General features: G+C 42.9%; 18 protein-coding genes, 25 tRNA genes and 3 rRNA genes. 8 read left to right on the plus strand and 38 right to left on the minus strand.

Annotated elements, in window-relative coordinates; genetic code table 11:
* The first annotated feature begins 34 nt into the window (after positions 1-34).
* Entirely contained in the window at positions 35-193 is a 159-nt protein-coding gene (ytzI, locus tag AC1MGI_RS01675) for a YtzI protein (RefSeq protein ID WP_480348048.1), read from the plus strand.
* A 236-nt stretch (positions 194-429) separates the two neighbouring features.
* Here the strand turns inward: ytzI and AC1MGI_RS01680 are convergent, their stop codons facing one another.
* The gene (locus AC1MGI_RS01680) at positions 430-903 is read right to left on the minus strand and encodes an S-ribosylhomocysteine lyase (protein ID WP_480348050.1); all 474 of its coding nucleotides are present in this window, start codon (positions 901-903) and stop codon (positions 430-432) included.
* 163 nt (positions 904-1,066) lie between these two features.
* Between AC1MGI_RS01680 and yidD the strand changes: the two genes are divergently transcribed.
* On the plus strand, positions 1,067-1,303 hold the full coding sequence (gene yidD, locus AC1MGI_RS01685) for a membrane protein insertion efficiency factor YidD (protein WP_082191187.1): 237 nt from the start codon (positions 1,067-1,069) through the stop codon (positions 1,301-1,303).
* 135 nt (positions 1,304-1,438) lie between these two features.
* Complete coding sequence (locus AC1MGI_RS01690) at positions 1,439-2,416, plus strand: metal ABC transporter solute-binding protein, Zn/Mn family (protein WP_480348052.1); 978 nt, start codon at positions 1,439-1,441, stop codon at positions 2,414-2,416.
* Between the two features lie 397 nt (positions 2,417-2,813).
* Here AC1MGI_RS01690 and AC1MGI_RS01695 read toward each other — a convergent pair whose 3' ends face one another.
* The 7 genes from AC1MGI_RS01695 to AC1MGI_RS01725 form a co-directional block, all read right to left on the minus strand.
* The gene (locus AC1MGI_RS01695) at positions 2,814-2,954 is read right to left on the minus strand and encodes a hypothetical protein (RefSeq protein ID WP_480348054.1); all 141 of its coding nucleotides are present in this window, start codon (positions 2,952-2,954) and stop codon (positions 2,814-2,816) included.
* 149 nt (positions 2,955-3,103) lie between these two features.
* Positions 3,104-4,213 (minus strand): o-succinylbenzoate synthase, encoded by a 1,110-nt coding sequence (gene menC, locus AC1MGI_RS01700; RefSeq protein WP_480348056.1) that lies wholly within the window; start codon positions 4,211-4,213, stop codon positions 3,104-3,106.
* A 3-nt stretch (positions 4,214-4,216) separates the two neighbouring features.
* Positions 4,217-5,704, minus strand: a complete 1,488-nt coding sequence (locus AC1MGI_RS01705) for an o-succinylbenzoate--CoA ligase (protein ID WP_480348057.1) — start codon at positions 5,702-5,704, stop codon at positions 4,217-4,219.
* A gap of 296 nt (positions 5,705-6,000) precedes the next feature.
* The gene (gene menB / locus AC1MGI_RS01710; protein WP_480348059.1) at positions 6,001-6,819 is read right to left on the minus strand and encodes a 1,4-dihydroxy-2-naphthoyl-CoA synthase; all 819 of its coding nucleotides are present in this window, start codon (positions 6,817-6,819) and stop codon (positions 6,001-6,003) included.
* A 16-nt stretch (positions 6,820-6,835) separates the two neighbouring features.
* Positions 6,836-7,639, minus strand: coding sequence for a 2-succinyl-6-hydroxy-2,4-cyclohexadiene-1-carboxylate synthase (gene menH / locus AC1MGI_RS01715; protein WP_480348060.1), 804 nt, complete (start codon positions 7,637-7,639; stop codon positions 6,836-6,838).
* Positions 7,636-9,381, minus strand: coding sequence for a 2-succinyl-5-enolpyruvyl-6-hydroxy-3-cyclohexene-1-carboxylic-acid synthase (menD, locus tag AC1MGI_RS01720; RefSeq protein WP_480348062.1), 1,746 nt, complete (start codon positions 9,379-9,381; stop codon positions 7,636-7,638). Before menD ends, menH begins: the two co-directional genes overlap by 4 nt.
* Positions 9,374-10,783, minus strand: coding sequence for an isochorismate synthase (locus AC1MGI_RS01725; RefSeq protein WP_480348064.1), 1,410 nt, complete (start codon positions 10,781-10,783; stop codon positions 9,374-9,376). The genes menD and AC1MGI_RS01725 overlap by 8 nt, the downstream gene beginning before the upstream one ends.
* Positions 10,784-11,057: 274 nt before the next feature.
* On the opposite strand from AC1MGI_RS01725, the gene AC1MGI_RS01730 reads away from it, so the two are divergent.
* Together AC1MGI_RS01730 and AC1MGI_RS01735 are read left to right on the plus strand one after the other, a co-directional pair.
* Positions 11,058-11,987, plus strand: a complete 930-nt coding sequence (locus tag AC1MGI_RS01730) for a 1,4-dihydroxy-2-naphthoate polyprenyltransferase (RefSeq protein WP_480348066.1) — start codon at positions 11,058-11,060, stop codon at positions 11,985-11,987.
* Positions 11,988-12,251: 264 nt separating this feature from the next.
* Entirely contained in the window at positions 12,252-12,908 is a 657-nt protein-coding gene (locus AC1MGI_RS01735) for a TraR/DksA C4-type zinc finger protein (protein WP_480348068.1), read from the plus strand.
* Positions 12,909-13,021: 113 nt separating this feature from the next.
* On the opposite strand, the gene AC1MGI_RS01740 is transcribed toward AC1MGI_RS01735, so the two are convergent.
* The 28 genes from AC1MGI_RS01740 to AC1MGI_RS01875 all read right to left on the minus strand — a co-directional run bounded on the left by AC1MGI_RS01740 (position 13,022) and on the right by AC1MGI_RS01875 (position 21,696).
* A tRNA-Ser gene (locus AC1MGI_RS01740) sits at positions 13,022-13,103 on the minus strand.
* Positions 13,104-13,118: 15 nt separating this feature from the next.
* Positions 13,119-13,193, minus strand: a tRNA-Asn gene (locus AC1MGI_RS01745).
* 18 nt (positions 13,194-13,211) lie between these two features.
* Positions 13,212-13,288 (minus strand) — tRNA-Ile (locus tag AC1MGI_RS01750).
* Positions 13,289-13,294: 6 nt separating this feature from the next.
* Positions 13,295-13,368, minus strand: a tRNA-Gly gene (locus AC1MGI_RS01755).
* Between the two features lie 19 nt (positions 13,369-13,387).
* A tRNA-Leu gene (locus AC1MGI_RS01760) sits at positions 13,388-13,469 on the minus strand.
* 7 nt (positions 13,470-13,476) lie between these two features.
* Positions 13,477-13,547: transfer RNA gene (locus tag AC1MGI_RS01765), tRNA-Cys, on the minus strand.
* Positions 13,548-13,551: 4 nt separating this feature from the next.
* Positions 13,552-13,623: transfer RNA gene (locus AC1MGI_RS01770), tRNA-Gln, on the minus strand.
* A 75-nt stretch (positions 13,624-13,698) separates the two neighbouring features.
* Positions 13,699-13,782 (minus strand) — tRNA-Tyr (locus tag AC1MGI_RS01775).
* A gap of 15 nt (positions 13,783-13,797) precedes the next feature.
* Positions 13,798-13,870 (minus strand) — tRNA-Phe (locus AC1MGI_RS01780).
* A 43-nt stretch (positions 13,871-13,913) separates the two neighbouring features.
* Positions 13,914-13,990, minus strand: a tRNA-Asp gene (locus tag AC1MGI_RS01785).
* A 3-nt stretch (positions 13,991-13,993) separates the two neighbouring features.
* Positions 13,994-14,067 (minus strand) — tRNA-Met (locus AC1MGI_RS01790).
* A gap of 33 nt (positions 14,068-14,100) precedes the next feature.
* Positions 14,101-14,193 (minus strand) — tRNA-Ser (locus AC1MGI_RS01795).
* A 10-nt stretch (positions 14,194-14,203) separates the two neighbouring features.
* A tRNA-Ile gene (locus AC1MGI_RS01800) sits at positions 14,204-14,280 on the minus strand.
* Positions 14,281-14,289: 9 nt separating this feature from the next.
* A tRNA-Met gene (locus AC1MGI_RS01805) sits at positions 14,290-14,366 on the minus strand.
* Positions 14,367-14,398: 32 nt separating this feature from the next.
* A tRNA-Ala gene (locus AC1MGI_RS01810) sits at positions 14,399-14,474 on the minus strand.
* Positions 14,475-14,490: 16 nt separating this feature from the next.
* Positions 14,491-14,567 (minus strand) — tRNA-Pro (locus AC1MGI_RS01815).
* Between the two features lie 11 nt (positions 14,568-14,578).
* Positions 14,579-14,652 (minus strand) — tRNA-Arg (locus AC1MGI_RS01820).
* 12 nt (positions 14,653-14,664) lie between these two features.
* Positions 14,665-14,753, minus strand: a tRNA-Leu gene (locus AC1MGI_RS01825).
* A gap of 15 nt (positions 14,754-14,768) precedes the next feature.
* A tRNA-Gly gene (locus AC1MGI_RS01830) sits at positions 14,769-14,840 on the minus strand.
* An 11-nt stretch (positions 14,841-14,851) separates the two neighbouring features.
* Positions 14,852-14,933, minus strand: a tRNA-Leu gene (locus tag AC1MGI_RS01835).
* 6 nt (positions 14,934-14,939) lie between these two features.
* Positions 14,940-15,015, minus strand: a tRNA-Lys gene (locus AC1MGI_RS01840).
* A 17-nt stretch (positions 15,016-15,032) separates the two neighbouring features.
* Positions 15,033-15,108, minus strand: a tRNA-Thr gene (locus AC1MGI_RS01845).
* An 11-nt stretch (positions 15,109-15,119) separates the two neighbouring features.
* A tRNA-Val gene (locus AC1MGI_RS01850) sits at positions 15,120-15,195 on the minus strand.
* A gap of 4 nt (positions 15,196-15,199) precedes the next feature.
* Positions 15,200-15,274 (minus strand) — tRNA-Glu (locus tag AC1MGI_RS01855).
* A gap of 49 nt (positions 15,275-15,323) precedes the next feature.
* Positions 15,324-15,439 (minus strand): 5S ribosomal RNA (gene rrf, locus AC1MGI_RS01860).
* A gap of 71 nt (positions 15,440-15,510) precedes the next feature.
* Positions 15,511-18,446, minus strand: a 23S ribosomal RNA gene (locus AC1MGI_RS01865).
* Positions 18,447-18,603: 157 nt separating this feature from the next.
* Positions 18,604-20,153 (minus strand): 16S ribosomal RNA (locus tag AC1MGI_RS01870).
* Together the 16S, 23S and 5S rRNA genes with 24 tRNA genes alongside form the textbook arrangement of a ribosomal RNA operon.
* A 652-nt stretch (positions 20,154-20,805) precedes the next feature.
* Positions 20,806-21,696, minus strand: a complete 891-nt coding sequence (locus tag AC1MGI_RS01875; RefSeq protein ID WP_480348070.1) for a DMT family transporter — start codon at positions 21,694-21,696, stop codon at positions 20,806-20,808.
* Between the two features lie 160 nt (positions 21,697-21,856).
* Between AC1MGI_RS01875 and AC1MGI_RS01880 the strand changes: the two genes are divergently transcribed.
* Positions 21,857-22,564: an MgtC/SapB family protein gene (locus AC1MGI_RS01880; protein ID WP_062186061.1), complete on the plus strand. Its 708-nt coding sequence runs from the start codon at positions 21,857-21,859 to the stop codon at positions 22,562-22,564.
* A gap of 70 nt (positions 22,565-22,634) precedes the next feature.
* On the opposite strand, the gene AC1MGI_RS01885 is transcribed toward AC1MGI_RS01880, so the two are convergent.
* Entirely contained in the window at positions 22,635-22,937 is a 303-nt protein-coding gene (locus tag AC1MGI_RS01885; RefSeq protein ID WP_480348073.1) for a type II toxin-antitoxin system HicB family antitoxin, read from the minus strand.
* A 145-nt stretch (positions 22,938-23,082) separates the two neighbouring features.
* On the opposite strand from AC1MGI_RS01885, the gene AC1MGI_RS01890 reads away from it, so the two are divergent.
* Positions 23,083-23,457 carry a nucleotide excision repair endonuclease gene (locus tag AC1MGI_RS01890; RefSeq protein WP_480348074.1) on the plus strand — a complete coding sequence of 125 codons (375 nt, stop codon included), beginning with the start codon at positions 23,083-23,085 and terminating at the stop codon, positions 23,455-23,457.
* A 134-nt stretch (positions 23,458-23,591) separates the two neighbouring features.
* Here AC1MGI_RS01890 and AC1MGI_RS01895 read toward each other — a convergent pair whose 3' ends face one another.
* Positions 23,592-24,176, minus strand: a complete 585-nt coding sequence (locus AC1MGI_RS01895) for a DUF421 domain-containing protein (RefSeq protein ID WP_480348076.1) — start codon at positions 24,174-24,176, stop codon at positions 23,592-23,594.
* A 581-nt stretch (positions 24,177-24,757) separates the two neighbouring features.
* Between AC1MGI_RS01895 and AC1MGI_RS01900 the strand changes: the two genes are divergently transcribed.
* Positions 24,758-24,830: transfer RNA gene (locus AC1MGI_RS01900), tRNA-Ala, on the plus strand.
* The last annotated feature ends 67 nt before the right edge of the window (positions 24,831-24,897 follow it).

Genomic DNA, 24,897 nt, shown 5'->3' on the forward strand with positions numbered 1-24,897 from the left:
AATAAAAGTAAAATACTTGTAAAGGAGTATACAGGTGAAAACGATTATAATTATTAGCATTATTATTGTCCTTGTAATCTTAGCGCTATCTGTTTTTACCATTAATAAAGGATACGATTATAAACATACAATTGATCCATCACCAGACCCCGATGAGAATAAAGCAAACAAAACTTCAGATGACAAGCAATAAGAAAAGAGTGTCTCAAAAGCACAGGGTCAGAACCCGCAACAACTAAATGCAGTGTAAACACATACTGTATAGTGCGAGATCTGACCCTTATGAGATACCCTTTTCTTCTTTTTCAGTGGAATATGGACGGTGATTCGTATAATCAGCTTCGCACCGCCCCCTTCATATGATGCAATTTTTAGAACCTGAACCTTTTTCATCGTTTTAGTTTTAGATCAGATGCTCATGGATGTCTTTTAACCGAAAACTTTATGAAGATCCTCTTTACTTTGTGATAACCAGAAATTCATTAATTTCTTCGCGCCTTCTAGGTCATGAAGTTTCGCTTGACCGCATTGTTTTTCATTTGCAGCAGGAATTTCTGTAATTTGTACAGCATCCTTCATTGTGTCTTCAAGTACATCAATGACCTCAGAAACAGTCGGGTCTCCGCTTACGACTAGGTAGTACCCAGTCTGGCAACCCATTGGCGAAATATCGATAATATCGAAGTGATCATATTTCTCTGAATGCTCACGAAGATTAAAGGCAAGCAAATGCTCTAACGTATGAATTACATCCGGCTTCATTGCCTGTTTATTAGGCTGGCAAAAACGAATGTCAAATTTATTGACCACTCCATCGGTCCCTACTTTATGTACCCCACAGTGACGTACATAAGGTGCTCTCACTGCATTATGATCTAATTCAAAGCTCTCTACTGAAGGCATTGTATCACTCCTCTTCCCATTTATATGTATATACTACATCTAATTCCGATTTATTTCATCCATTTATACCGAATTATTCGGAAAATGATTTCCAGCATCTTTTTGAATAAAAATATGATATATTGATACCAATATATATTCTATAGAATGAAGGCTGATTCTTATGTTAAAAAAAATATTAATTTTCGGAATCCAATTTTACCAAAAGATTATTTCTCCTTTAAAACCACCTACCTGCCGCTTCTATCCCACATGCTCACATTACGGATTAGAAGCAATTAAACGGTTCGGCCCCATTAAAGGTAGCTGGCTTACCATAAGAAGAATCTCTAAATGCCATCCATTTCACCCAGGCGGCATTGACCCAGTTCCTGATAAACCTTGCAAACATCGACCTTAAAATTTTTTTCTTGCACTTTTAGCTTAATTAAGGTACGATACATAAGTCAAATCGTAATGATTTCGTTTATATCCATTTTTATTAAACCGTAATGGTTTCGTTTAATACACAAAAATTGATAGTGGGGAGAAAAAAATGAACAAAAAGCTAGGTATCGCAATCTTATTTATATTTGCCACCTTTTTGGCTGGCTGTAGTTCAGCGACTACTAAGCAAGAGGCGCAAACAGAGGATGGCAAAGAAAAGTTAATGGTTTACACAACTGTCTATGCCCTAGAGGATTTCACTAAAAAAATTGGTGGCGATTTTGTAGACGTAAAAACGGTCTATCCACCAGGAACAGACGAACATAGCTTTGAACCATCTCAAAAGGATATCATTGGAATGGCACAATCTGATCTCTTTTTCTACATTGGACATAACTTAGAAGGCTTTGTCAATAAGTCGAAATCGATTCTTGAAGATGAAGGCACAAAGGTTGTCGCAGTAGGTGAAAAAGTCGAAATAGCCCATGATGATGAAGCTACTACTGAAGAACATAGTCATGAACATGACGGTGAAGCTGCTAATGAGGAACATGAGCATGATCATGGTGGCGTAGATCCACATCTTTGGATTGATCCTGTCTATGCTGCACAAATGGCTGAAATTATTAAAGATGAGCTTTCTGAAAAAATGCCTGCCGAAGCAGATTACTTTCAAAAACAATATGAGGCATTATCAGCAAAACTAACAAATTTAGATAGTCAATTTTCTGAAACGATCTCTACAGCAAAAACAAAGAAACTGATCGTATCACATGCAGCCTACAGCTATTGGGAAAAACGTTACGGTCTTGAACAAATCAGCGTATCTGGCATTTCAGCAAGTGAACCTTCACAAAAACAACTGGAAAACATCGTGAAAACTGCAAAGGACAATGGAATTCAATACATCATTTATGAACAAAACATCTCATCCAAGCTAACAAAAATTATCCAAGATGAACTTGGAGCAAAATCATTGCAGCTCCATAATTTATCTGTACTCACTGACAATGATATCAGCAACAAGGAAGATTATTTCAGCATAATGGATAAAAACCTTGAAACGTTAAAAAAGGCTTTAAACTAAATGGAAAAAGGATGTCCGTTCTTTCCTCAAAACTACTAGAAGTGTAAGTGACAAGATACACTGTATGATGAGTGCGAGGTTAGATCATTGGGGCATCCTTTTTATTTTTATAAACCCTTACCTTGATTCCTCCCTTTGAACCAATGTTAAAAAGGCAACCCCATATGCAGAGCTTGCCTTTGTTTTGTCTGAAGGTCATGGGAACGGGTCTTCGCGACTTACTCATATAGTCAATCTACTTAACAGGTATACTTATTTTATCGAGAATGAATCTGAAATTTAGGCTCCGCACCGCCATCATTGTGATGAGGTGAGTATAGCGTGCTTCATGATCTATCCTTCATAGTATCGGTGGCGTTTTAACGTTAGATTAGTTTTGTATGGTTGTTAGCACCAGTTAGCGTTCCACTTCATCCAAACTGCATTTTTGCTTTAACCAAACAATTTCATTTTCCGCAAGTCTTGTGATCTCTTTAACAACATTCTCTGGCAGGCCGCGTCTTAGTAGAATTTCCGCAATTAGATAAGGCTTTGTCATCAGATCATCTCCCATACAGATTCTGGATGCTTATTACCTCCATTATAACTGAGAAATTCTATGAAAAAAACAGTCAGCCGCCTATTTTATGGAACCTTCAAAAAGGAATACAAGAAGTGAACATATATCTCACTTCTTGCCCAACATTTCTATTGCGATTTAAATAATTGCTGATGAACCGTCATGGCTCTCAAGTTCTGTTCATTCACTTCAAAACCAATTCCCACACCATCTGGGACCGTTATAAATCCATTCTCCACAACGATTTCTGGATCAACAATATCATGCTCCCAGTAACGTGTAGAAGACGATACATCACCTGGAATTGTAAATCCGTTAAGCGAGGCAAGCGCAATATTATGAGCTTTCGAAATGCCAAATTCAATCATTCCACCGCACCAAACCGGAATGTCTTTTTCTACACACAGATTATGAATGTTGACAGCCGCAACCCATCCACCAACGCGCGACATCTTAATACTAATCACTTTACCGCTCCCAAGCACTAAGGCTTGTTTAGCGTCATGAAACGAGCAGATGCTTTCATCAAGGCAAATTGACGTTTGGATTTCTTTTTGTAAAATTGCATGTTCTATTAAATCATCATGTCCGAGTGGTTGTTCGATCATTTGCAAATTGAATTCATCTAGCTTTTTTAAATGCTCAATATCCCTGAGGGTATACGAAGAATTCGCATCTGCCATAAGCGGGATATCTGGATAATGACGCCGAATTTCCGATAAAACTTCAACATCCGTAGATCGTTGAATCTTTATTTTATAGCGTTGATAACCGATTGCAGCAAATTCTTCAATCTGCCCAAGAGCCTTCTTCACATCATCGGCTGCAATGACAACTCCTGCCGCAATCGTTTTCCTCATCCCGCCAAATAATTGGCCAAGGTACATTTCCTGTTGCTTTGCATATAAGTCCCAAATGGCTTGTCCAAGACCGGATTTCGCCATTGAATTTCTTCGAATACCAGCCCATAATGTTTCAAGTTCTTTAGGGTGATTCATTGGGTTGCGCAGCACAAGTGGAATTAAAAAATCCTCTAATATATGCAAACATGTCTTAATCGTTTCTTCTGTATACCACGGGCTTGAAAACGGAACGGCTTCACCATAGCCAATTCTGCCATCGCTATCTTGGACTTCAATCACGATTGCTTCCCGGTTTGTCACCGTCTCTAAATGAGTCATGAATGGTCGCTTTAAAGGAGCAGAAATAAGAGAGATAGAAATCGAGGAGATTTTCATAAACTAGTCCTCCAATCGCTTTCTTAATTCTCTTCTCAACAATTTATTCGAAGCGTTCCGCGGCAGTCCTTCGCAAAAAATGATTCGTTTTGGTACCTTATAGGATGCTAAGCGTGTTAAACAATATTCAATAATCTTCTGCTCAGTCAGCTCACTACCCGGTTTACTAACAACAAAGGCAACAGCAATTTGACCCCATGCTTCATCAGAAACTCCCGTGACACCTGCTTCAAACACGTCTGGATGACTGCCTACTACTGCTTCAATTTCAGCAGGATACACATTTTCACCGCCGGAAATGATTAAATCTGACCGACGATCCATGACAAACAGAAAGCCCTCTTCATCCACATAACCGATATCACCTGTATACAGCCAGCCATTCTTAATGGCTTCGTCTGTCGCTTCTTTTCGGTTCAAATAACCATTAGTTACATTCGGTCCTTTTACAACAATTTCACCAGGTTGATTCGGCTCTGCTTCAAGTCCATCCTTTTCAATCCGCAATTGCGATGGAAACAATGTTTTCCCAGCTGAACCAATTTTCTGTAGACTATCCTCAGGTGAAAGAGTGACAATTTGCGAACTCGTTTCCGTCATGCCATATGTCTGATAGACAGGGATCCCTTTATCCTTACATTCTTCAAGCATGTATCGAGGTGCCGGACCACCGCCAAGCAACATACAGCGGAAAGTAGCTGGATACTTATCTCCTCCAAGGTCAGTAAGCATCCTGTTTAACATAGCCGTTACAACCGAAATAATCGTCACACCATTTCCGATGATCATTTGATTGGCCTCTACTTCATTAAATTTCTCAACGAGCACAACCTTCATGCCATAAATGACGTTTCGCATGAAGATGGAAAGCCCGCTAATGTGAAAAATGGGGACCGCGCAATACCAGCTATCTCGTTCTGTCAATCCAAGGTTCAAAACAGAGCCTATTGCACTCCACCAATGGTTTCCAAAGGTTTGAATGACACCCTTCGGATTCCCAGTCGTCCCCGATGTATACATAATGGTCGCAATATCACTCAAATCAAATTCTTCTAAAATAGGTACGCCTTCTACTCCACTAATCGAAGCTAACGCCTCTTTTTCAATAATGGGCAACTCCTGCATGGAAGATTGAATCACATTTAGTTTTTCAAAAAAAGTTTGTTCAGAGACAAGCAGTTTTGCTTCACTATCACGAAGCTGCCAAATGAGTTCAGCCGTAGTTAAACGGGTATTGAGCATAACAATCTTCACACCAAGATAAAAAAGAGCATGAATGATTACGACACTATCCTTGTGATTCCGGATTAATACAGCACAAGAATCTCCCCGTTTTAGATTTTGCGTAGTAAGCTTTGCCGCCATCTCTTCCGCTTGCAAATCAAGCTCGCGAAAAGTAAGAACCTTTCCTTCAAATTCAACAGCTGGTCGATGTGGCGACAGCATAGCTCGTTTCTTCAGCCAATTGGGTAGTCTTTCCGTTGTATTCATGGTGATCTCTTCCTTCTGTAATCAAAATTTAGCCCCCCTTGTTTGTATAAAGGACATGGAGACTTAGGCTTCGCGACTTACTACTATAACCAATCTACTTAGCAGGATACTCATCTTATCGAGAAAGCATCAAAAATTCCGGCTCCACACCGCTACCATTGTGAGTAGGCGAGTGTAGCGTTCGTTCTTAATGATAGATCCTTCAAAAGTAACTGGTTGCATTTTAACATCATTTAGGTTTTGTATACAAAAACAGCTCGACGAGAAAATCCGCCAAGCTGCCATGTCCATTTGTATTAAGGAAAACGTGGGAATTGACCGAAGTCAGGTTTACGTTTTTCTTTGAAAGCATCGCGGCCTTCTTTTGCTTCGTCTGTTGTATAATACAGAAGTGTAGCGTCGCCAGCAAATTGCTGAAGGCCTGCAAGACCATCTGTGTCCGCGTTAAATGCAGCTTTTAAGAAACGAAGAGCAGTCGGACTCTTTTCAAGCATTTCCTCACACCATTGTACCGTTTCAGCTTCCAATTGCTCTAATGGTACAACTGTATTGACTAAGCCCATGTCCAATGCTTCCTGTGCACCATATTGACGGCATAGGTACCAGATTTCACGCGCTTTCTTATGTCCTACAATCCGTGCTAAGTAGCCAGACCCATAACCCGCGTCAAAGCTTCCTACCGTTGGTCCTGTTTGTCCGAATACCGCATTGTCAGCAGCAATCGTTAAGTCACAGACGATGTGTAGCACATGTCCTCCACCAATTGCGTAACCTGCCACCATAGCAACAACTGGTTTAGGAATCGTACGAATTAAGCGTTGTAGATCTAATACATTTAAACGTGGAATATCATCGTCACCAACATACCCACCATGTCCACGTACTTTTTGGTCACCGCCTGAACAGAAAGCTTTGCCGCCTTCACCTGTTAATATAATAACGCCAATGCTAGAGTCATCACGCGCTCTTGCAAATGCATCGATCATTTCAGACACTGTTCTCGGTGTAAAAGCGTTATGTACATGTGGTCGGTTAATCGATACTTTAGCAATCCCATTATATTTTTGGAATAAAATTTCTTGATATTCACGAATTGTTTCCCATTGAATTGTCATGTTATATCCTCCTTTATTATTTTGCTAAAAACTCACTTACTATCTTACCAAACTTCTCTTCATCTTCCACATGAATTGCATGACCAGCATCATTTATTATCTGCCATTCACACTCTTTCATGAGTGATTGCATCGATCTCGCTATGTCACAAAATTTATTATCCAACTCACCTGTGAGAAGAAGAATCGGCATAGATAAGTTTTCAAGCTGATTCCACCAGGAAGGCTGAGCCCCTGTCCCCATTCCAAGTAAACTGTTACAAAGACCCAGTCCCGTATTCGCAAGCCGCTCTTTTCTCACAGCCTCTTGCTTCTCCTGAGGCATTTTCTTCTGTGAATCGAAAAGGGGGATATTCTCCCAGTCATCGACAAAAGACGAAATGCCCTTTTTGACAATTTTATCAGCGAGCTTTGCATCTTGGATTCTACGCTCTTGTCGTGCAGTCTCTGTCTTCAGTCCCGGAGAAGCACTTTCAAGTATCAGTGACTGTACAAATTCAGGAAAGAAGCAAGCAAAACTTAGCGCCAGCCTTCCACCCATTGAATACCCAAGCACATGAGTTTTTTGAATCGATAGTCTATCTAAGATTTCTCGAATATCCTTCGCTGCTTCCAGCATAGTATATCGCTCGGCATTATGAGGAGATTCTGTAGAACCATGACCAATGATATCCACCATAATCAGCTGATACTTCTTTTGCATCGGCCAAAGAAATTTCCATGTTTCAAGGCTACCTGTAAACCCATGTAAAAGGAGAAGAGGTTCACCCTGTCCTATGATGTCTATATGATACTCGACACTTCGACAGACAAGTTTCACTGTATTTCTCCGTTTAAAGCAGCTGCTATTTCCCGGGAAACAAAACTCCACAAATTACGATGGTTTAAAACATTCGTATCACGATTTGTCGGAATCTCGATAATCTTTAATCCAGGTATTGAAAATGATGCAGAAAAGACCTCGTTAAATTCATCCCAATCCTTTATCTTTCGATATGTTGCGTTATAAAGATGAGCCGTGTGTGAAAAATCCAGACCATGTGGAGTACCGAATAATACTTCGAAATATTCTTTTTCCGAAGCTTGCGACAAGAAAGAGAAAATCCCGCCCCCATCATTGTTAATCACTAAAATGGTCAAATTTTGGCCTTGAAGCTTTCCGGCAAGCAAACCATTCATATCGTGGAAAAAGCTTAAATCACCGATCGCAAGTACGGTCTTTTCCTTAACCGTACTCACACCAAGAGCGGTCGAAACAATTCCATCAATTCCATTTGCACCCCGGTTTGCATAGATTTCTACGTTTTTCTTATTTGCAAAGAAAAACGTATCTATATCTCGAATAGGCATACTGTTTCCGACAAATAAATGAGAGTGCTCCGGCATAAGCTCATTCAATTGGTAAAATAGCTTCCCTTCATCCAACTCTTCTTCATTAGCGATGCTTCGGAGCGCATGTTTTGTCGCTTCATTAACCTTCACCCAGCGTTGCAACCAGTCTTGGTCACCGTCTTCAGGCAGCCGTTCGACAATATCTCGGCAAAAGCGTTCTTCTTCACTGTACACCATACGCGTTGCAAGACCGCTTGGGTCCCGATAGCCTGCTCCACCATCAATGACAAAGGACTCGGCTTTCTGTTTTTTTAACCATAACAGCAAAGGCTTCGACACAGGCATTGCTCCAAATCGGAGGATGACATCTGGATGAAAAGCATCCATCACATGCTCATCACGCAAAAAGGTATCATAACAGTCTATCACATTTGAAAACGAATGTTGACCGCTTCGCAACTGTGAAAGTGGATCGGCAAGAATGGGAAATCCTAGTCTTCCCCCAAGCTTTGTCACGGCCTCTTTTATGCCATCATTCTTCATCTCTCCACATATAATCAGCCCTCGTTTAGCTTGCCCAATTTCTTGTGCTATCGCATCCAATTGGTTCATTGATAATGTCAGGGTACCAGGTTCAATCGCTACAGCAGCTTGTTTCTCCTGACGATAATTTCTCGCTTCTGCCAAATTCGGAATAAGCGGTTCTCGCAGAGGGAAATTCAAATGAACCGGACCAGCTGGCTCATTAGTAGCAGTCGCTACAGCTCTTGCACAAACCGTTCGCGCATAACGCACCATGCTCATACTGCTTTCTGGAAGTGCCATCTCGACAAACCACTTCACGTGATTACCATACATTCCGATCTGATCGATTGTCTGCGGTGCACCGACATCCCTCAGTTCATGCGGTCTATCAGCCGTTAAGACAATCAGTGGAATCCGAGAGTAGAACGCTTCTACTATCGCAGGATAATAATTAGCGGTTGCCGTTCCTGATGTACAAAGCATCGCTATCGGCTTTTTCATTGCTTTTGCAAGCCCTAACGCAAAAAAGGCAGCAGAGCGCTCATCCACATTAATATGAATCTTTATCTCTGGATGCTCCGCCAAAAGTAAGGCCAATGGCGTGGAACGTGAACCTGGACTAATTACTACGTCCTTTATTTGATTTTGAGCTAATTCATCGACAAAAGCCGTCGCATACGCAGTTAACGCATCACGATTATTCATGAAGGTTCCCTCCTAAAGCACTTAACATCGGATTAAATTTTATTCCTGTTTCTTCGTATTCACCTTCAGGCGTAGAGTCTTCCAGTACTCCACAACCAGCAAACAAGGAGGCTTCATTACCTTGAATGAGCGCTGAACGTATGCCCACCGCAAACTCGCCATTTCCATAAGAATCAGACCAGCCAATTGGCGATGCATAAAAGCCACGCTCCAGTTCTTCGTTCTCACGGATCCATGCAACGGCCTGTTCTGTCGGAAGTCCCCCCATTGCAGGTGTTGGGTGAAGCTTGCTTATTACGTCGAAAATAGACACATCCGCATCGCATTCTCCGCTAACTGGTGTATACAAATGCTGAATATGCCTATTTTTCATAACTGTCGGATCTTTAGGTACTTCAAGCTTTTTACAAACCAAACTTAGTGCATCCTTAATCATGGAAACGACATATTGATGTTCAAGGAGGTTTTTTTGATCATGTAGTAGCTCATGTTCCAACTTCCTATCCTTTTTTGCATCTTTCCCACGAGCAATTGAGCCAGCAAGACAGGCAGAGAATAATTCATTTCCGTGTTTTTTTACGAGACGCTCAGGGGTTGCACCAATAAAACAATCCCCTGCCGATTCTAAACAAAAAATAAAGCTTCCTGCTTGTTCCTTTTGAAGCCGCCGAAGAACAGCAACTGTTTCAATTCGTTTCTTAAACACAATCCGTAATTCTCTTGCTAGAACAACTTTGTCCAATTCCGAATGCTTCATATGTGAAACGGCTTTTGCAACAATTCTCTTCCAACCCTCAGGATTATCCTCGATTTGTTCCAAATACTCATTTACGCCTACAGCCACATTCGTCAAACGATTTCTAATCTCATTTTCCCGTTCATTTATCAGATCTATGAAGAGATTTGCTTGATCTTCCGATGTGCAAACAATATTGGTCGTTAAATATGCTTGTCCCTTCACAATGGATAGCATGAAGGCAGGAATATAAAACAAACTATCACCAAATTGATCCCAAAGCAGGGAATCCGTTTTATTATAATCAAAAGAATATCCACCAAACACTAACGGACCTGTACCCACTACTCCAGTAACACCTGCTTTAACGGCATTTTTCTGAAGATCAGTCCAGTTCGCTTCAATCCTTCTCACTCTTAAAGCATCCGCCTTCACTTGGATTTTTTCCACTATACCTAAACCAGCAATGGTCAGTTCTTTTTCAGGATCCTGCCAGTAAAAGCGTTCTCCTGCATACCGTTCTCTTCCAGCTTGATAAAATGAAAGGGGGTCTAAATCATCGATTTTCCTTACTACACTGAACAAGACTTTTTGCTTTTGCTGTTTCGCTTTTTGCACAGCTTGCCCAAGTCCATAAAACCATTCAGTTTCATGTGAGATAGCCAAAAAAAATCCCCCTTAATGTCAACATTTTAAAAGCATACAAACCTATTTAAAGATACACCTCATTTCGGCTCAATGTCAATTATTGCGGTCTTTATTCATCGTTTTATGACAACTTTTTTCCTATTAATATATTCTCTTTTAAAAACAAACAAACGTTATTGTTAAGAAAATCACAAATAGACATTGACACACTTAATTTGTTTTCCTACACTTATTCTGTACCAATATTTGATTCGTAATTACAAATGCAAGCTAACTTAAGAGGAGAAGAGAAATGTCTATACAATCTAATTCCGTTTCACCCCAACAAGAAAAACGCAGCTGGAAGATTTGGTGGGAACTGATTCGCCCACATACGTTGACAGCGGCGTTTGTCCCTGTACTCATTGGTACCTTGCTCGCTTTAATAGCAGAGGAAGTAAACTGGATCCTCTTTGCAGCAATGCTAATTGCCAGCCTATTAATTCAAGCAGCTACTAATTTATTTAATGAATACTATGACTTTAAACGCGGTCTAGATACCGCTGAATCAGTTGGCATTGGTGGTGGAATCGTTCGCCATGGAATGACGCCGAAGTTGATCATGAATTTGGCACTCAGCTTTTATGCAATCGCTCTTTTACTTGGCGTGTATATCTGTGCTGTGTCCTCATGGTGGCTTGCTGCAGTTGGTTTAATCTGCATGCTTATCGGTTACTTGTATACAGGCGGGCCCATTCCTATTTCATCTACACCATTTGGTGAACTTTTTTCAGGATTTTTCATGGGCTACGTCATTATACTCATTGCTTATTTCATCCAAACTGGTCATGTTTCAAGCACAGTTGCAATCGTATCAGTACCTAGCCTTATTCTAGTCGGCTTAATTAATATGTCTAATAACCTACGTGACCATGATGGTGACAAAGCAAACGGTCGACGCACGCTGCCAATTTTACTAGGACGTGAAAAAGGAATACGCTTCATGGTTGCCATGTTTGCTATTGCCTACCTATGGATTATTGTAATTGTTGCATTAGGAGTTGTAACACCATGGATTCTGCTAACTCTATTAAGCATCCCTAAGGCTGCAAAAGCAACAAAAGGCTTTGTTGGCAAAACCATTCCGATTGAAATGATGCCCGCCATGAAAGCAACTGCCCAAACAAACACCATTTTCGGATTACTTCTATCTATAGGATTATTGATTAGTTATTTTGTTTAATGAAAAAGTGGATGTCACAAAAGGGTCTGACCTCGCACTCTAAATCAGTATGTAGTGTTTCTTACACTTATTCTATACTGCATTTAGTTTTTGCGGGGTCTGACCCTTTGCTTTTGGGACATCCTTTTTTTCGTTGTTACTATCAAAAGGTTAAAGAAGTCTTTATCAACCTCCTCTTTTTTCATACTCCCTCAACGTTTCTACCAACACCTATTCGGGTAATGTACATATACGATAAAAAAATCTCCTAAGGAGTGAAATAAAATGGCTACTACTAAACAAATTCAAATTTTAAAAGAAAAATTACTTTTAGAAAAAGAACAACTCCAAGAACAAATTCAAAGTGATGAAGAAACCTTAGTGAAAGTGAGTCAAAAAGAATCCGTAGATGAATTATCTTCTTATGATAACCACCCAGCCGATATGGGTACTGAGCTTTTTGATAAAGAGAGAATTATGGCGTTGAATGATCACGCTAAATCCGAAATTGAGAAAATTAACGCAGCCCTTGAAGCTATAAATGAAGGTAAATATGGTCATTGTAAAGTTTGTGGTAATACCATTTCTATGGAGCGACTCGAAGCAGTTCCAGCCACACTACATTGTTTTGAACACGCTCAAACACAAAACACTATTCCAGCACGACCTGTAGAAGAAGATGTACTTATCCCATCTTTAGGAAACCATTTCGAAAATCGACGCCTTGGAAGTGAAATTACTGACAAAGAAGATAGCTTTGCTGAGGTTGCTCGTTTTGGAACTTCGGAGACACCTTCCGACTACAGTGGCGACCATGAGAGTTATGATACTCTTTATAATAATGAAGACGAAACAGAAGGCTTTACAGAAGAATATGAAGCATATATCGGAAATGATGTACAAGGAAAGAATAGAAATGTTTATCCTAATAAAAAGCAATAAACGCTAGATGGATAAAGGACTCCCCATTTATTATGTAAATGAGTAATGAGGTAGTAGACCATTCTAAAAAAGTCAAATAAAAAAGATGCATACGTAGATGTATGCACCTTTTCTAAAGGAGGGATTTGAACCCTCGCGCCGGTTACCCGACCTACACCCTTAGCAGGGGCGCCTCTTCAGCCTCTTGAGTACTTCCCCATATAAAAAAAATGGCTCCGCAGGTAGGACTCGAACCTACGACCGTTCGGTTAACAGCCGAATGCTCTACCACTGAGCTACTGCGGAACAAAAAATATAGGATTATGGTGGGCCTAAATGGACTCGAACCATCGACCTCACGCTTATCAGGCGTGCGCTCTAACCAGCTGAGCTATAGGCCCATTCTTTGGAGCGGGTGAAGAGAATCGAACTCTCATCATCAGCTTGGAAGGCTGAGGTTTTACCACTAAACTACACCCGCAAAATATGTCTCGCTTCGATACCGGTGGCCGGGGTCGAACCGGCACTCCTTACGGAACACGATTTTGAGTCGTGCGCGTCTGCCAATTCCGCCACACCGGCATGATTAAGGCAGCACCCGGATTTGAACCGGGGGTGAAGGTTTTGCAGACCTCTGCCTTACCACTTGGCTATGCTGCCATGACTGGGCTAGAAGGGTTCGAACCTTCGCATGACGGAATCAAAATCCGTTGCCTTACCGCTTGGCTATAGCCCAATAATATAAAATAAATGGGTTCACAACCTTCTTCGGAAGTTCCGAAGACCTCTATTCTATCTTTAAACTACACAATGGTGGAGGGGGGCAGATTCGAACTGCCGAACCCGAAGGAGCGGATTTACAGTCCGCCGCGTTTAGCCACTTCGCTACCCCTCCGTATTAAGCTAATGATGGCTCAGGACGGAATCGAACCGCCGACACAAGGATTTTCAGTCCTTTGCTCTACCGACTGAGCTACTGAGCCACACAATGTATATCAACAGTAGGTGACCCTACTAGAATAAAAATGGCGGTCCGGACGGGACTCGAACCCGCGACCTCCTGCGTGACAGGCAGGCATTCTAACCAACTGAACTACCGGACCAGATTGCGGGGACAGGATTTGAACCTGCGACCTTCGGGTTATGAGCCCGACGAGCTACCGAACTGCTCCACCCCGCGACGATATGAATTGTGTGATCTTTTTTTAAAAAATGGAGGAGGTAGAGGGATTCGAACCCCCGCGGGATTTGACTCCCCTGTCGGTTTTCAAGACCGATCCCTTCAGCCGGGCTTGGGTATACCTCCGAATAAATAGTGGTGGATCTTGTAGGACTCGAACCTACGACCAGACGGTTATGAGCCGTCTGCTCTAACCAGCTGAGCTAAAGATCCTTCATGATTTGGTAGCGGCAGAGGGGATCGAACCCCCGACCTCACGGGTATGAACCGTACGCTCTAGCCAGCTGAGCTACGCCGCCAAATAAATAAGCGTATACAATAATCATAATAATGGTGGAGCCTAGCGGGATCGAACCGCTGACCTCCTGCGTGCAAGGCAGGCGCTCTCCCAGCTGAGCTAAGGCCCCATAATTAAAATTGAAATGGTCGGGAAGACAGGATTCGAACCTGCGACCCCTTGGTCCCAAACCAAGTGCTCTACCAAGCTGAGCTACTTCCCGTATAGAAACAATGCGCCCGGCGGGAGTCGAACCTACAACCTTCTGATTCGTAGTCAGATGCTCTATCCAATTGAGCTACGGGCGCGTATAAATATTATGGTGCCGAGGACCGGAATCGAACCGGTACGGTAGTCACCTACCGCAGGATTTTAAGTCCTGTGCGTCTGCCAGTTCCGCCACCCCGGCACTTACGAAAAGTAGAGCGGAAGACGGGATTCGAACCCGCGACCCCAACCTTGGCAAGGTTGTATTCTACCACTGAACTACTTCCGCGTAATAATTAATGCGGGTGAAGGGACTTGAACCCCCACGCCTCGCGGCGCCAGATCCTAAGTCTGGTGCGTCTGCCAATTCCGCCACACCCGCGATAAATGGTGAGCCATGCAGGATTCGAACCTGCGACCCTCTGATTAAAAGTCAGATGCTCTACCAACTGAGCTAATGGCTCGAAAACAAAAAAAAACCTGGTGCCGGCAAGAGGACTTGAACCCCCAACCTACTGATTACAAGTCAGTTGCTCTACCAGTTGAGCTACACCGGCACTATAGGTAATGGTGGAGGATGACGGGATCGAACCGCCGACCCTCTGCTTGTAAGGCAGATGCTCTCCCAGCTGAGCTAATCCTCCAATATGGTGACCCCTACGGGATTCGAACCCGTGTTACCGCCGTGAAAGGGCGGTGTCTTAACCGCTTGACCAAGGGGCCGCATATAGTTATAGAAAGAATAATAGCCCCTAATTTAATTAGGGGCTTAGCCTGGCAACGTCCTACTCTCACAGGGGGAGACCCCCAACTACCATCGGCGCTGAAGAGCTTAACTTCCGTGTTCGGAATGGGAACGGGTGTGACCTCTTCGCCATCATTACCAGACTAAATTCAGTTAGAAGGTTTATTCCTTCAAAACTAGATAACAAACTTTAGAATCATCATTAAAATATATATTGGTTAAGTCCTCGATCGATTAGTATCAGTCAGCTCCACATGTCGCCACGCTTCCACCTCTGACCTATCAACCTGATCATCTTTCAGGGATCTTACTAGCTTACGCTATGGGAAATCTCATCTTGAGGGGGGCTTCATGCTTAGATGCTTTCAGCATTTATCCCGTCCGCACGTAGCTACCCAGCGATGCTCTTGGCAGAACAACTGGTACACCAGCGGTGCGTCCATCCCGGTCCTCTCGTACTAAGGACAGCTCCTCTCAAATTTCCTGCGCCCACGACGGATAGGGACCGAACTGTCTCACGACGTTCTGAACCCAGCTCGCGTACCGCTTTAATGGGCGAACAGCCCAACCCTTGGGACCGACTACAGCCCCAGGATGCGATGAGCCGACATCGAGGTGCCAAACCTCCCCGTCGATGTGGACTCTTGGGGGAGATAAGCCTGTTATCCCCGGGGTAGCTTTTATCCGTTGAGCGATGGCCCTTCCATGCGGAACCACCGGATCACTAAGCCCGACTTTCGTCCCTGCTCGACTTGTAGGTCTCGCAGTCAAGCTCCCTTGTGCCTTTACACTCTACGAATGATTTCCAACCATTCTGAGGGAACCTTTGGGCGCCTCCGTTACATTTTAGGAGGCGACCGCCCCAGTCAAACTGCCCGCCTGACACTGTCTCCCGCCCCGATAAGGGGCGCGGGTTAGAATTTCAATACAGCCAGGGTAGTATCCCACCGACGCCTCGACCGAAGCTAGCGCTCCGGCTTCACAGGCTCCTACCTATCCTGTACAAGCTGTACCAAAATTCAATATCAGGCTGCAGTAAAGCTCCACGGGGTCTTTCCGTCCTGTCGCGGGTAACCTGCATCTTCACAGGTACTATAATTTCACCGAGTCTCTCGTTGAGACAGTGCCCAGATCGTTACGCCTTTCGTGCGGGTCGGAACTTACCCGACAAGGAATTTCGCTACCTTAGGACCGTTATAGTTACGGCCGCCGTTTACTGGGGCTTCAATTCAAAGCTTCGCCTTGCGGCTAACCTCTCCTCTTAACCTTCCAGCACCGGGCAGGCGTCAGCCCCTATACTTCGCCTTGCGGCTTCGCAGAGACCTGTGTTTTTGCTAAACAGTCGCCTGGGCCTATTCACTGCGGCTTTTCCGGGCTATTCACCCTAAAAAGCACCCCTTCTCCCGAAGTTACGGGGTCATTTTGCCGAGTTCCTTAACGAGAGTTCTCTCGCACACCTTAGGATTCTCTCCTCGCCTACCTGTGTCGGTTTGCGGTACGGGCACCCTACATCTCACTAGAGGCTTTTCTTGGCAGCGTGGAATCAGGAACTTCGGTACTATATTTCCCTCGCCATCACAGCTCCGCCTTAATGGAAACGGGATTTTCCTCGTTTCCGGCCTAACTGCTTGGACGCGCATATCCAACAGCGCGCTTACCCTATCCTTCTGCGTCCCCCCATCGCTCAAACGATGTATAGGTGGTACAGGAATATCAACCTGTTGTCCATCGCCTACGCTTTTCAGCCTCGGCTTAGGTCCCGACTAACCCTGAGCGGACGAGCCTTCCTCAGGAAACCTTAGGCATTCGGTGGAAGGGATTCTCACCCTTCTTTCGCTACTCATACCGGCATTCTCACTTCTAAGCGCTCCACCAGTCCTTCCGGTCTAGCTTCAACGCCCTTAGAACGCTCTCCTACCACGGATACCATACGGTATCCATCCACAGCTTCGGTGTTACGTTTAGCCCCGGTACATTTTCGGCGCAGAGTCACTCGACCAGTGAGCTATTACGCACTCTTTAAATGATGGCTGCTTCTGAGCCAACATCCTGGTTGTCTAAGCAACTCCACATCCTTTTCCACTTAACGTAAACTTGGGGACCTTAGCTGGTGGTCTGGGCTGTTTCCCTCTTGACTACGGATCTTATCACTCGCAGTCTGACTCCCGAGAATAAGTATTTGGCATTCGGAGTTTGACTGAATTCGGTAACCCGTTGGGGGCCCCTAGTCCAATCAGTGCTCTACCTCCAATACTCTCATCTCGAGGCTAGCCCTAAAGCTATTTCGGAGAGAACCAGCTATCTCCAGGTTCGATTGGAATTTCTCCGCTACCCACACCTCATCCCCGCACTTTTCAACGTACGTGGGTTCGGGCCTCCATTCAGTGTTACCTGAACTTCACCCTGGACATGGGTAGATCACCTGGTTTCGGGTCTACGACCTCATACTCATGCGCCCTATTCAGACTCGCTTTCGCTGCGGCTCCGTCTTATCAACTTAACCTTGCATGAAATCGTAACTCGCCGGTTCATTCTACAAAAGGCACGCTATCACCCATTAACGGGCTCTAACTACTTGTAGGCACACGGTTTCAGGATCTATTTCACTCCCCTTCCGGGGTGCTTTTCACCTTTCCCTCACGGTACTGGTTCACTATCGGTCACTAGGTAGTATTTAGCCTTGGGAGATGGTCCTCCCTGCTTCCGACGGGATTTCTCGTGTCCCGCCGTACTCAGGATCCACTCAGGAGGGAACGAAGTTTCAGCTACAGGGTTTTTACCTTCTTTGACGGATCTTTCCAGATCACTTCACTTACCCCGTTCCTTTGTAACTCCATGTTGAGTGTCCTACAACCCCAAGAGGCAAGCCTCTTGGTTTGGGCTATCTTCCGTTTCGCTCGCCGCTACTCAGGAAATCGCGTTTGCTTTCTCTTCCTCCGGGTACTTAGATGTTTCAGTTCCCCGGGTCTGCCTTCAGTACCCTATGTATTCAGGTAAAGATACTGTTCCATTACGAACAGTGGGTTTCCCCATTCGGAAATCTCCGGATCAAAGCTTACTTACAGCTCCCCGAAGCATATCGGTGTTAGTCCCGTCCTTCATCGGCTCCTAGTGCCAAGGCATCCACCGTGCGCCCTTTCTAACTTAACCGAAGTTAATAAAAAAAAGAACTTACTATTTCAATGATGTCTTGTTATTCGTTATCTAGTTTTCAAGGAACAAAGTGTAGAGAGATAATTCTCTCAAAACTAAACAAAGGCAGAAACGTCCATTTATTGAAGTATCTAGTACTTCATTTCATCCTTAGAAAGGAGGTGATCCAGCCGCACCTTCCGATACGGCTACCTTGTTACGACTTCACCCCAATCATCTGTCCCACCTTAGGCGGCTGGCTCCTTGCGGTTACCTCACCGACTTCGGGTGTTACAAACTCTCGTGGTGTGACGGGCGGTGTGTACAAGGCCCGGGAACGTATTCACCGTGGCATGCTGATCCACGATTACTAGCGATTCCGGCTTCATGTAGGCGAGTTGCAGCCTACAATCCGAACTGAGAATGGCTTTATGAGATTCGCTTACCCTCGCGGGTTTGCAGCTCTTTGTACCATCCATTGTAGCACGTGTGTAGCCCAGGTCATAAGGGGCATGATGATTTGACGTCATCCCCACCTTCCTCCGGTTTGTCACCGGCAGTCACCTTAGAGTGCCCAACTGAATGCTGGCAACTAAGATCAAGGGTTGCGCTCGTTGCGGGACTTAACCCAACATCTCACGACACGAGCTGACGACAACCATGCACCACCTGTCACTTTTGTCCCCGAAGGGAAGTTCCTATCTCTAGGAAGGGCAAAAGGATGTCAAGACCTGGTAAGGTTCTTCGCGTTGCTTCGAATTAAACCACATGCTCCACCGCTTGTGCGGGCCCCCGTCAATTCCTTTGAGTTTCAGCCTTGCGGCCGTACTCCCCAGGCGGAGTGCTTAATGCGTTAGCTGCAGCACTAAAGGGCGGAAACCCTCTAACACTTAGCACTCATCGTTTACGGCGTGGACTACCAGGGTATCTAATCCTGTTCGCTCCCCACGCTTTCGCGCCTCAGTGTCAGTTACAGACCAGAAAGTCGCCTTCGCCACTGGTGTTCCTCCAAATCTCTACGCATTTCACCGCTACACTTGGAATTCCACTTTCCTCTTCTGCACTCAAGTTCCCCAGTTTCCAATGACCCTCCACGGTTGAGCCGTGGGCTTTCACATCAGACTTAAGGAACCACCTGCGCGCGCTTTACGCCCAATAATTCCGGACAACGCTTGCCACCTACGTATTACCGCGGCTGCTGGCACGTAGTTAGCCGTGGCTTTCTGGTTAGGTACCGTCAAGGTACCAGCAGTTACTCTGGTACTTGTTCTTCCCTAACAACAGAACTTTACGACCCGAAAGCCTTCTTCGTTCACGCGGCGTTGCTCCGTCAGACTTTCGTCCATTGCGGAAGATTCCCTACTGCTGCCTCCCGTAGGAGTCTGGGCCGTGTCTCAGTCCCAGTGTGGCCGATCACCCTCTCAGGTCGGCTACGCATCGTGGCCTTGGTGAGCCATTACCTCACCAACTAGCTAATGCGCCGCGGGCCCATCTATAAGTGACAGCCGAAACCGTCTTTCCATCTCTTCTCATGCGAGAAAAGAAATTATCCGGTATTAGCTCCGGTTTCCCGAAGTTATCCCAGTCTTACAGGTAGGTTGCCCACGTGTTACTCACCCGTCCGCCGCTAAATCAAGGGAGCAAGCTCCCTATCATTCGCTCGACTTGCATGTATTAGGCACGCCGCCAGCGTTCGTCCTGAGCCAGGATCAAACTCTCCAAAAAGTGTTTGACTTGCTCATTGTTTTTATAGTGTGTACTCACTTCAATTTAAACGTTGGCGCTTTGTTTTGTTCAGTTTTCAAAGAGCAATGCTTGTCGTTCCTCTCGGAAGCGACTTCTATAAGTTATCACAAGCTCGTATACCGTGTCAACAATTATTTTGAAAAGTTTTTCATATTAACTGTTGTTGGCGTTCGTTACTAGCTTAGCGACAAGAAATAATATATCACGGTAAAAACATGATTGCAATACTTTTTTAATCTTTTTCTAAAAAAAGATTACATCACTTATTAATCACTTTTTATATTTAACCATCTCTCTTATTTATTTTCAATTCATTTCTTCATAAATAGTAAAGAATTCACTACGAGTTCGATTCATCTGTTCTTTTATAAGCCTAGTGCTGACGGAATAATCCGTTTGTTTCCACATATAACTTATTATTCCTTTTGTTTGAGATGGAACAGTTGAAAGAGAGACTTCGACTACGAACTCTACCTTCACTCTTATTTTTTCGTGGATGGCCCTTGTTTTCAAATAGTAAAAAAAGCAGTGACACTACACTGCTTTTCTCGTGAAGATAAATAGGTTGGAGTACGTTAGCTTTACTAAATACCCCGCATAAAAGATGATGACGTTTAAACACTGTCGTTTTCTAAGTGGAACGCTCTTTGTTTTTTTTACTGTCATTCAGAAAGTAAATTAATCCTGCAAAGATGATAACCCCGCCAATTATTTGTGTGAGTACAACCGTTTCATCAAAAATAAAGTAAGCAAGAATAGTTGCGCCAACCGGTTCTAATAAAATAGCCATTGAAATAGTTGTTGTGCTGAGCCATTTTAGTGACCAATTTAGCAGAGAATGCCCTAGTAGATTTGGAAAAATAGCTAATAGGATAAATAGAATCCAGTCTGTTGCCGGATATGGACCGAGTGGTTCTCCCTTTGCTAGTACATAAATAAATAAAGTAACCATGCTTATACCGTATACAACAAAGGTGTATGTAATAGAGGTGATTCTTTTTCTTACGGTTTGGCCTACTAATAAATAGGCCGTTATTAAAGCACAGGCTATAAGTGCGAGCATATCACCAAACAAGGCCATTCCACTAATCTTGAAATCTCCCCAGCTGATAACAAGGCTTCCACCAATTGCGATTACACTACTTAAGATCGCTCGCACTGAAAACCGTTCCTTAAAAAAGAAATAGGCGCCAACGAAAGCAAATAGCGGTTGAAGTGTTACAAGAACCGTCGAACTAGCTACGGATGTGTAATTTAACGATTCGAACCACAAGATAAAATGAAACGCTAGAAATATTCCAGCGATACTAGAAAGTAGCCAGTCTTTCTTATTTATACGTTTCAGTTCGTGACGATATTTCGTCAGAAAGAATGGTAGCATGATTACTACCGTGAAAAATAATCGATAAAACGCAATAACGCCTGATGGTGCTGAGGCTAATTTGACAAATATAGCTGATAATGAAATAGATGTTACTGCAAGTAATAATACAAAATAAGGGTTTATTTTAGGTTGAAGCATAGTAATTCCTCTTTTCAGACTTATAATAGAAAGTAATACTGTTAGGTTGTACACTTTTTTAACAATTAGAGGACCTATACGTTTAAGAAACCTTGTATAGGGTATAGCACACCAAATACATAGTAACAGAAAATTTCATATGAATGGTGATGATATGGCCATGGATTGGTTTTTAAACTTAAGTTCAGAAGCACAAATTTTAGTAAAGCTCGGAGTATCGGCTTTACTGGGCTTAGTAATCGGCTTAGAACGGGAAATTAAACGAAAGCCTGTTGGCTTGAAGACGAGCCTAGTTATCTCCATTATCAGCTGCTTGCTTACGGTTGTCTCGATTGAGTCGGCTTATACGTTTACAGGCAGCGATCACGTGAATATTACGATGGATCCACTTAGACTTGCAGCACAAATTGTTTCAGGCATTGGTTTTATCGGGGCAGGAGTCATTCTCAGACGCGATAATAATAGTATTTCCGGGTTAACCACCGCTGCAATTATTTGGGGGGCAGCAGGGATTGGGATAGCAGTTGGAGCAGGTTTCTTTATCGAAGCAACTGCAGGTGTCATTTTATTAATCATTAGTGTCGAACTTATCCCTTGGCTAGTTTCCTTAATAGGACCAAAACAGTTTCGGCAAAAGGAAATTATGTTGAAATTGATGATTCCAAACAAATATGATATCTCCACCGTCATGAAAAAAATTAAAGAGGATAATATTTTCGTTAAAAATATTCGTATTAACGATCTTGAAGACGATCTTCATTATGTCCAACTTCTAGTCCTAGTAGATACAAAACGAAAAACGACTGACGTCTATTATTTTGTGTCGACATTTGAAGAAATCTCAAAAGTAGAAATTGAAAACCTATGATTGAATAAGGAAAAGCGGCTGTCCTAAACAAATGGGCAGAACCCGCACCTTTAAGAACATCCGCTTTTCCTTATACTGAAATATATTCTACTTCTATCCGAAATGGTTTTCCTACTTCTTCTTCTACGTAAAATTGTGCAATATCAACTCTCTCAATTGGAGTTGCTTCTGGCAAGGTTTTTCCTTCATCTACCGCCATTTCTATTGCAATGGCCAATAAATCCTGGGCTGCCTCTCTTGCATCCTCTAGATCATTTCCAGCTGTAGAAGCCGATAATCCCGTTGCTTTCAGATCCGGAAAAACCACATGAATTGTATAATCTTCTTTCATCACTCTTGCTTCATAATAATAAATCACTGGATATTGTGTCATAATTATCTCCCTTCAACGCTCTAGTTCATTATTGTAGCAAAATAAACTTACCACAACATACTTGATATTGATTTTTTTCTCAAATAGCTTTTCTTCTTTACTTATGATACCATTTATCTTTATTAAATAGAGGAAGTGACTGTTCATGATTAATATTACAATCCCTACAGCAGATCTAACCATTAAACAGCGTAAACAAATCGTAGAAGGGGACGAGCCAATCATTCCTGATATTTACGGTTTTATTGACTTTCACCTGATTCCAAGAGATAAAGGTGGAATCTTCACGTTCTTTAACAACGAGGGACAATTACTTTTCGTTGGGAAAGCTAGAAAGCTACGCCAAAGAATCAAGAAGCACTTCGAAGATTCCGTTTCACCGATCAAACTGCATAGAAACGAAGTATCCAGAATTGAGATTTGCTATGTGGAAGATCCGACGGAAAGAGAAATCTACGAAACCTTCATTATCAATGAACTTAAAGCAAAATATAATATTGATAAGGTGTTCTTTAGATAATATAGGGAAAAAGCTGACTGCAAGAGCAATCAGCTTTTTTTATTATTGACTATCGAAATCACATAGCAGTTGTTAGTAAGTCACTCGCTTTTTTCTTCCATCCACCTTTTCATTCACTTTAAGAACGGAAATATTTATTTGTGTGGTCTCTTTATTTCTTGAAAAACACTTGAATCATCCTGTGTTTTCTTTTCATTTTCTATAGCGGGAACCGAGAGATTCTGAGGAGAAAAACTGGCCATCATTTGTTTAAATTGTCCAACTGTAAGCGGTTTGGCATCATCATTCAACTCGTATCCTAAATGTCCATTCGGTTCAATCGTTCCTATTTTAACATCATGAATATTATTAAGACCTTGATTGCGCATCTGCATTTCTAACTGGTCCACCGTAAGACGTAGTTTCCTTAAGGTATCCATCTGCACCATTCCATTATTGATAACTATCTTTGACTTCCCCGTTAAAAACTTCTCAAAACCATTACATTTAACTTGTAAGTATTCTAAAACAACGAGCAACACAACAAACACTCCAGCTGAGATGATTGCTTTACCTACGCTATACCCAACAATCGGGTGCGCAATAATTGTTCCCATCGAAACGATTACCACCGTTTGAGATAACGTCATATGCGCAATGGATTTTCGACCAGCTAACCTTAGTAGAAGAAGGCCAGATATCATCAATACAACCGACTGCCAAATAAAAACAAGATTCATGTATTTCCCCTACCTGTCAGATTCACGGATAGTGATATGATAACCATGTTAGGAATTACTATACTGTTCATTACTGGAACAGCCTGTCCTAACCCAATGTGTCAGACGCCTTTTAGGATATACTCATCCACTAATATTGTTATAAATCAAATGGTTGGATATACTTCATCTGGATTTGGACCTCTATGGCGTCCTTTATTTAATCCATCAATTTTCTTCATATCGCTTTCTGAAAGGGAAAGTCTTAAAGTGCGTGTTCAAAAAGGATGATAAAAAGAGCCAAGAAGTTCTGCGACCGATAGTCTTGAGGACCAGAGAGACAGAGCTTTGATTCAATTTGCAAGCTTTTTCACCGGACTTTTTGAACATCCTCTTAAAGCGAAGCATCTAGCAATGGAAATATAAAAGCCTATGAAATCGGGATGATTTTTCACTAAATTTTTCAGATTTCTTCCTCAAAGCCCTTTACACGGATGATACAATTCAACTTAGTTCCAGAAAGATAAACACAAAGAAAGTTTTCTAGTAAAAACCCATTGACTTTTTCAGAAAAATAGATAAAATTATAAATGTACCTTAACGGGGGCTTAGCTCAGCTGGGAGAGCGTTTGGCTGGCAGCCAAAAGGTCAGCGGTTCGATCCCGCTAGTCTCCATAATAAAAAAGAACAAATGCTCAATCTCATGGTAATCAAGAGATTGAGCATTTGTTTTTTCACCGTT

This window comes from Peribacillus sp. BM1 (assembly GCF_056679975.1).

Coding starts and splice junctions, on each gene's coding strand:
- AC1MGI_RS01705 (WP_480348057.1), bottom strand. CDS start 5,704: ATGAATACAACGGAAAGACTACCCAATTGGCTGAAGAAACGAGCTATG.
- AC1MGI_RS01695 (WP_480348054.1), bottom strand. CDS start 2,954: ATGACAAAGCCTTATCTAATTGCGGAAATTCTACTAAGACGCGGCCTG.
- AC1MGI_RS01680 (WP_480348050.1), bottom strand. CDS start 903: ATGCCTTCAGTAGAGAGCTTTGAATTAGATCATAATGCAGTGAGAGCA.
- AC1MGI_RS01885 (WP_480348073.1), bottom strand. CDS start 22,937: ATGACACAATATCCAGTGATTTATTATTATGAAGCAAGAGTGATGAAA.
- menC (WP_480348056.1), bottom strand. CDS start 4,213: ATGAAAATCTCCTCGATTTCTATCTCTCTTATTTCTGCTCCTTTAAAG.
- AC1MGI_RS01735 (WP_480348068.1), top strand. CDS start 12,252: ATGGCTACTACTAAACAAATTCAAATTTTAAAAGAAAAATTACTTTTA.
- menD (WP_480348062.1), bottom strand. CDS start 9,381: ATGAATAATCGTGATGCGTTAACTGCGTATGCGACGGCTTTTGTCGAT.
- AC1MGI_RS01880 (WP_062186061.1), top strand. CDS start 21,857: ATGGATTGGTTTTTAAACTTAAGTTCAGAAGCACAAATTTTAGTAAAG.
- AC1MGI_RS01875 (WP_480348070.1), bottom strand. CDS start 21,696: ATGCTTCAACCTAAAATAAACCCTTATTTTGTATTATTACTTGCAGTA.
- AC1MGI_RS01890 (WP_480348074.1), top strand. CDS start 23,083: ATGATTAATATTACAATCCCTACAGCAGATCTAACCATTAAACAGCGT.
- AC1MGI_RS01895 (WP_480348076.1), bottom strand. CDS start 24,176: ATGAATCTTGTTTTTATTTGGCAGTCGGTTGTATTGATGATATCTGGC.
- yidD (WP_082191187.1), top strand. CDS start 1,067: ATGTTAAAAAAAATATTAATTTTCGGAATCCAATTTTACCAAAAGATT.
- AC1MGI_RS01730 (WP_480348066.1), top strand. CDS start 11,058: ATGTCTATACAATCTAATTCCGTTTCACCCCAACAAGAAAAACGCAGC.
- menB (WP_480348059.1), bottom strand. CDS start 6,819: ATGACAATTCAATGGGAAACAATTCGTGAATATCAAGAAATTTTATTC.
- AC1MGI_RS01690 (WP_480348052.1), top strand. CDS start 1,439: ATGAACAAAAAGCTAGGTATCGCAATCTTATTTATATTTGCCACCTTT.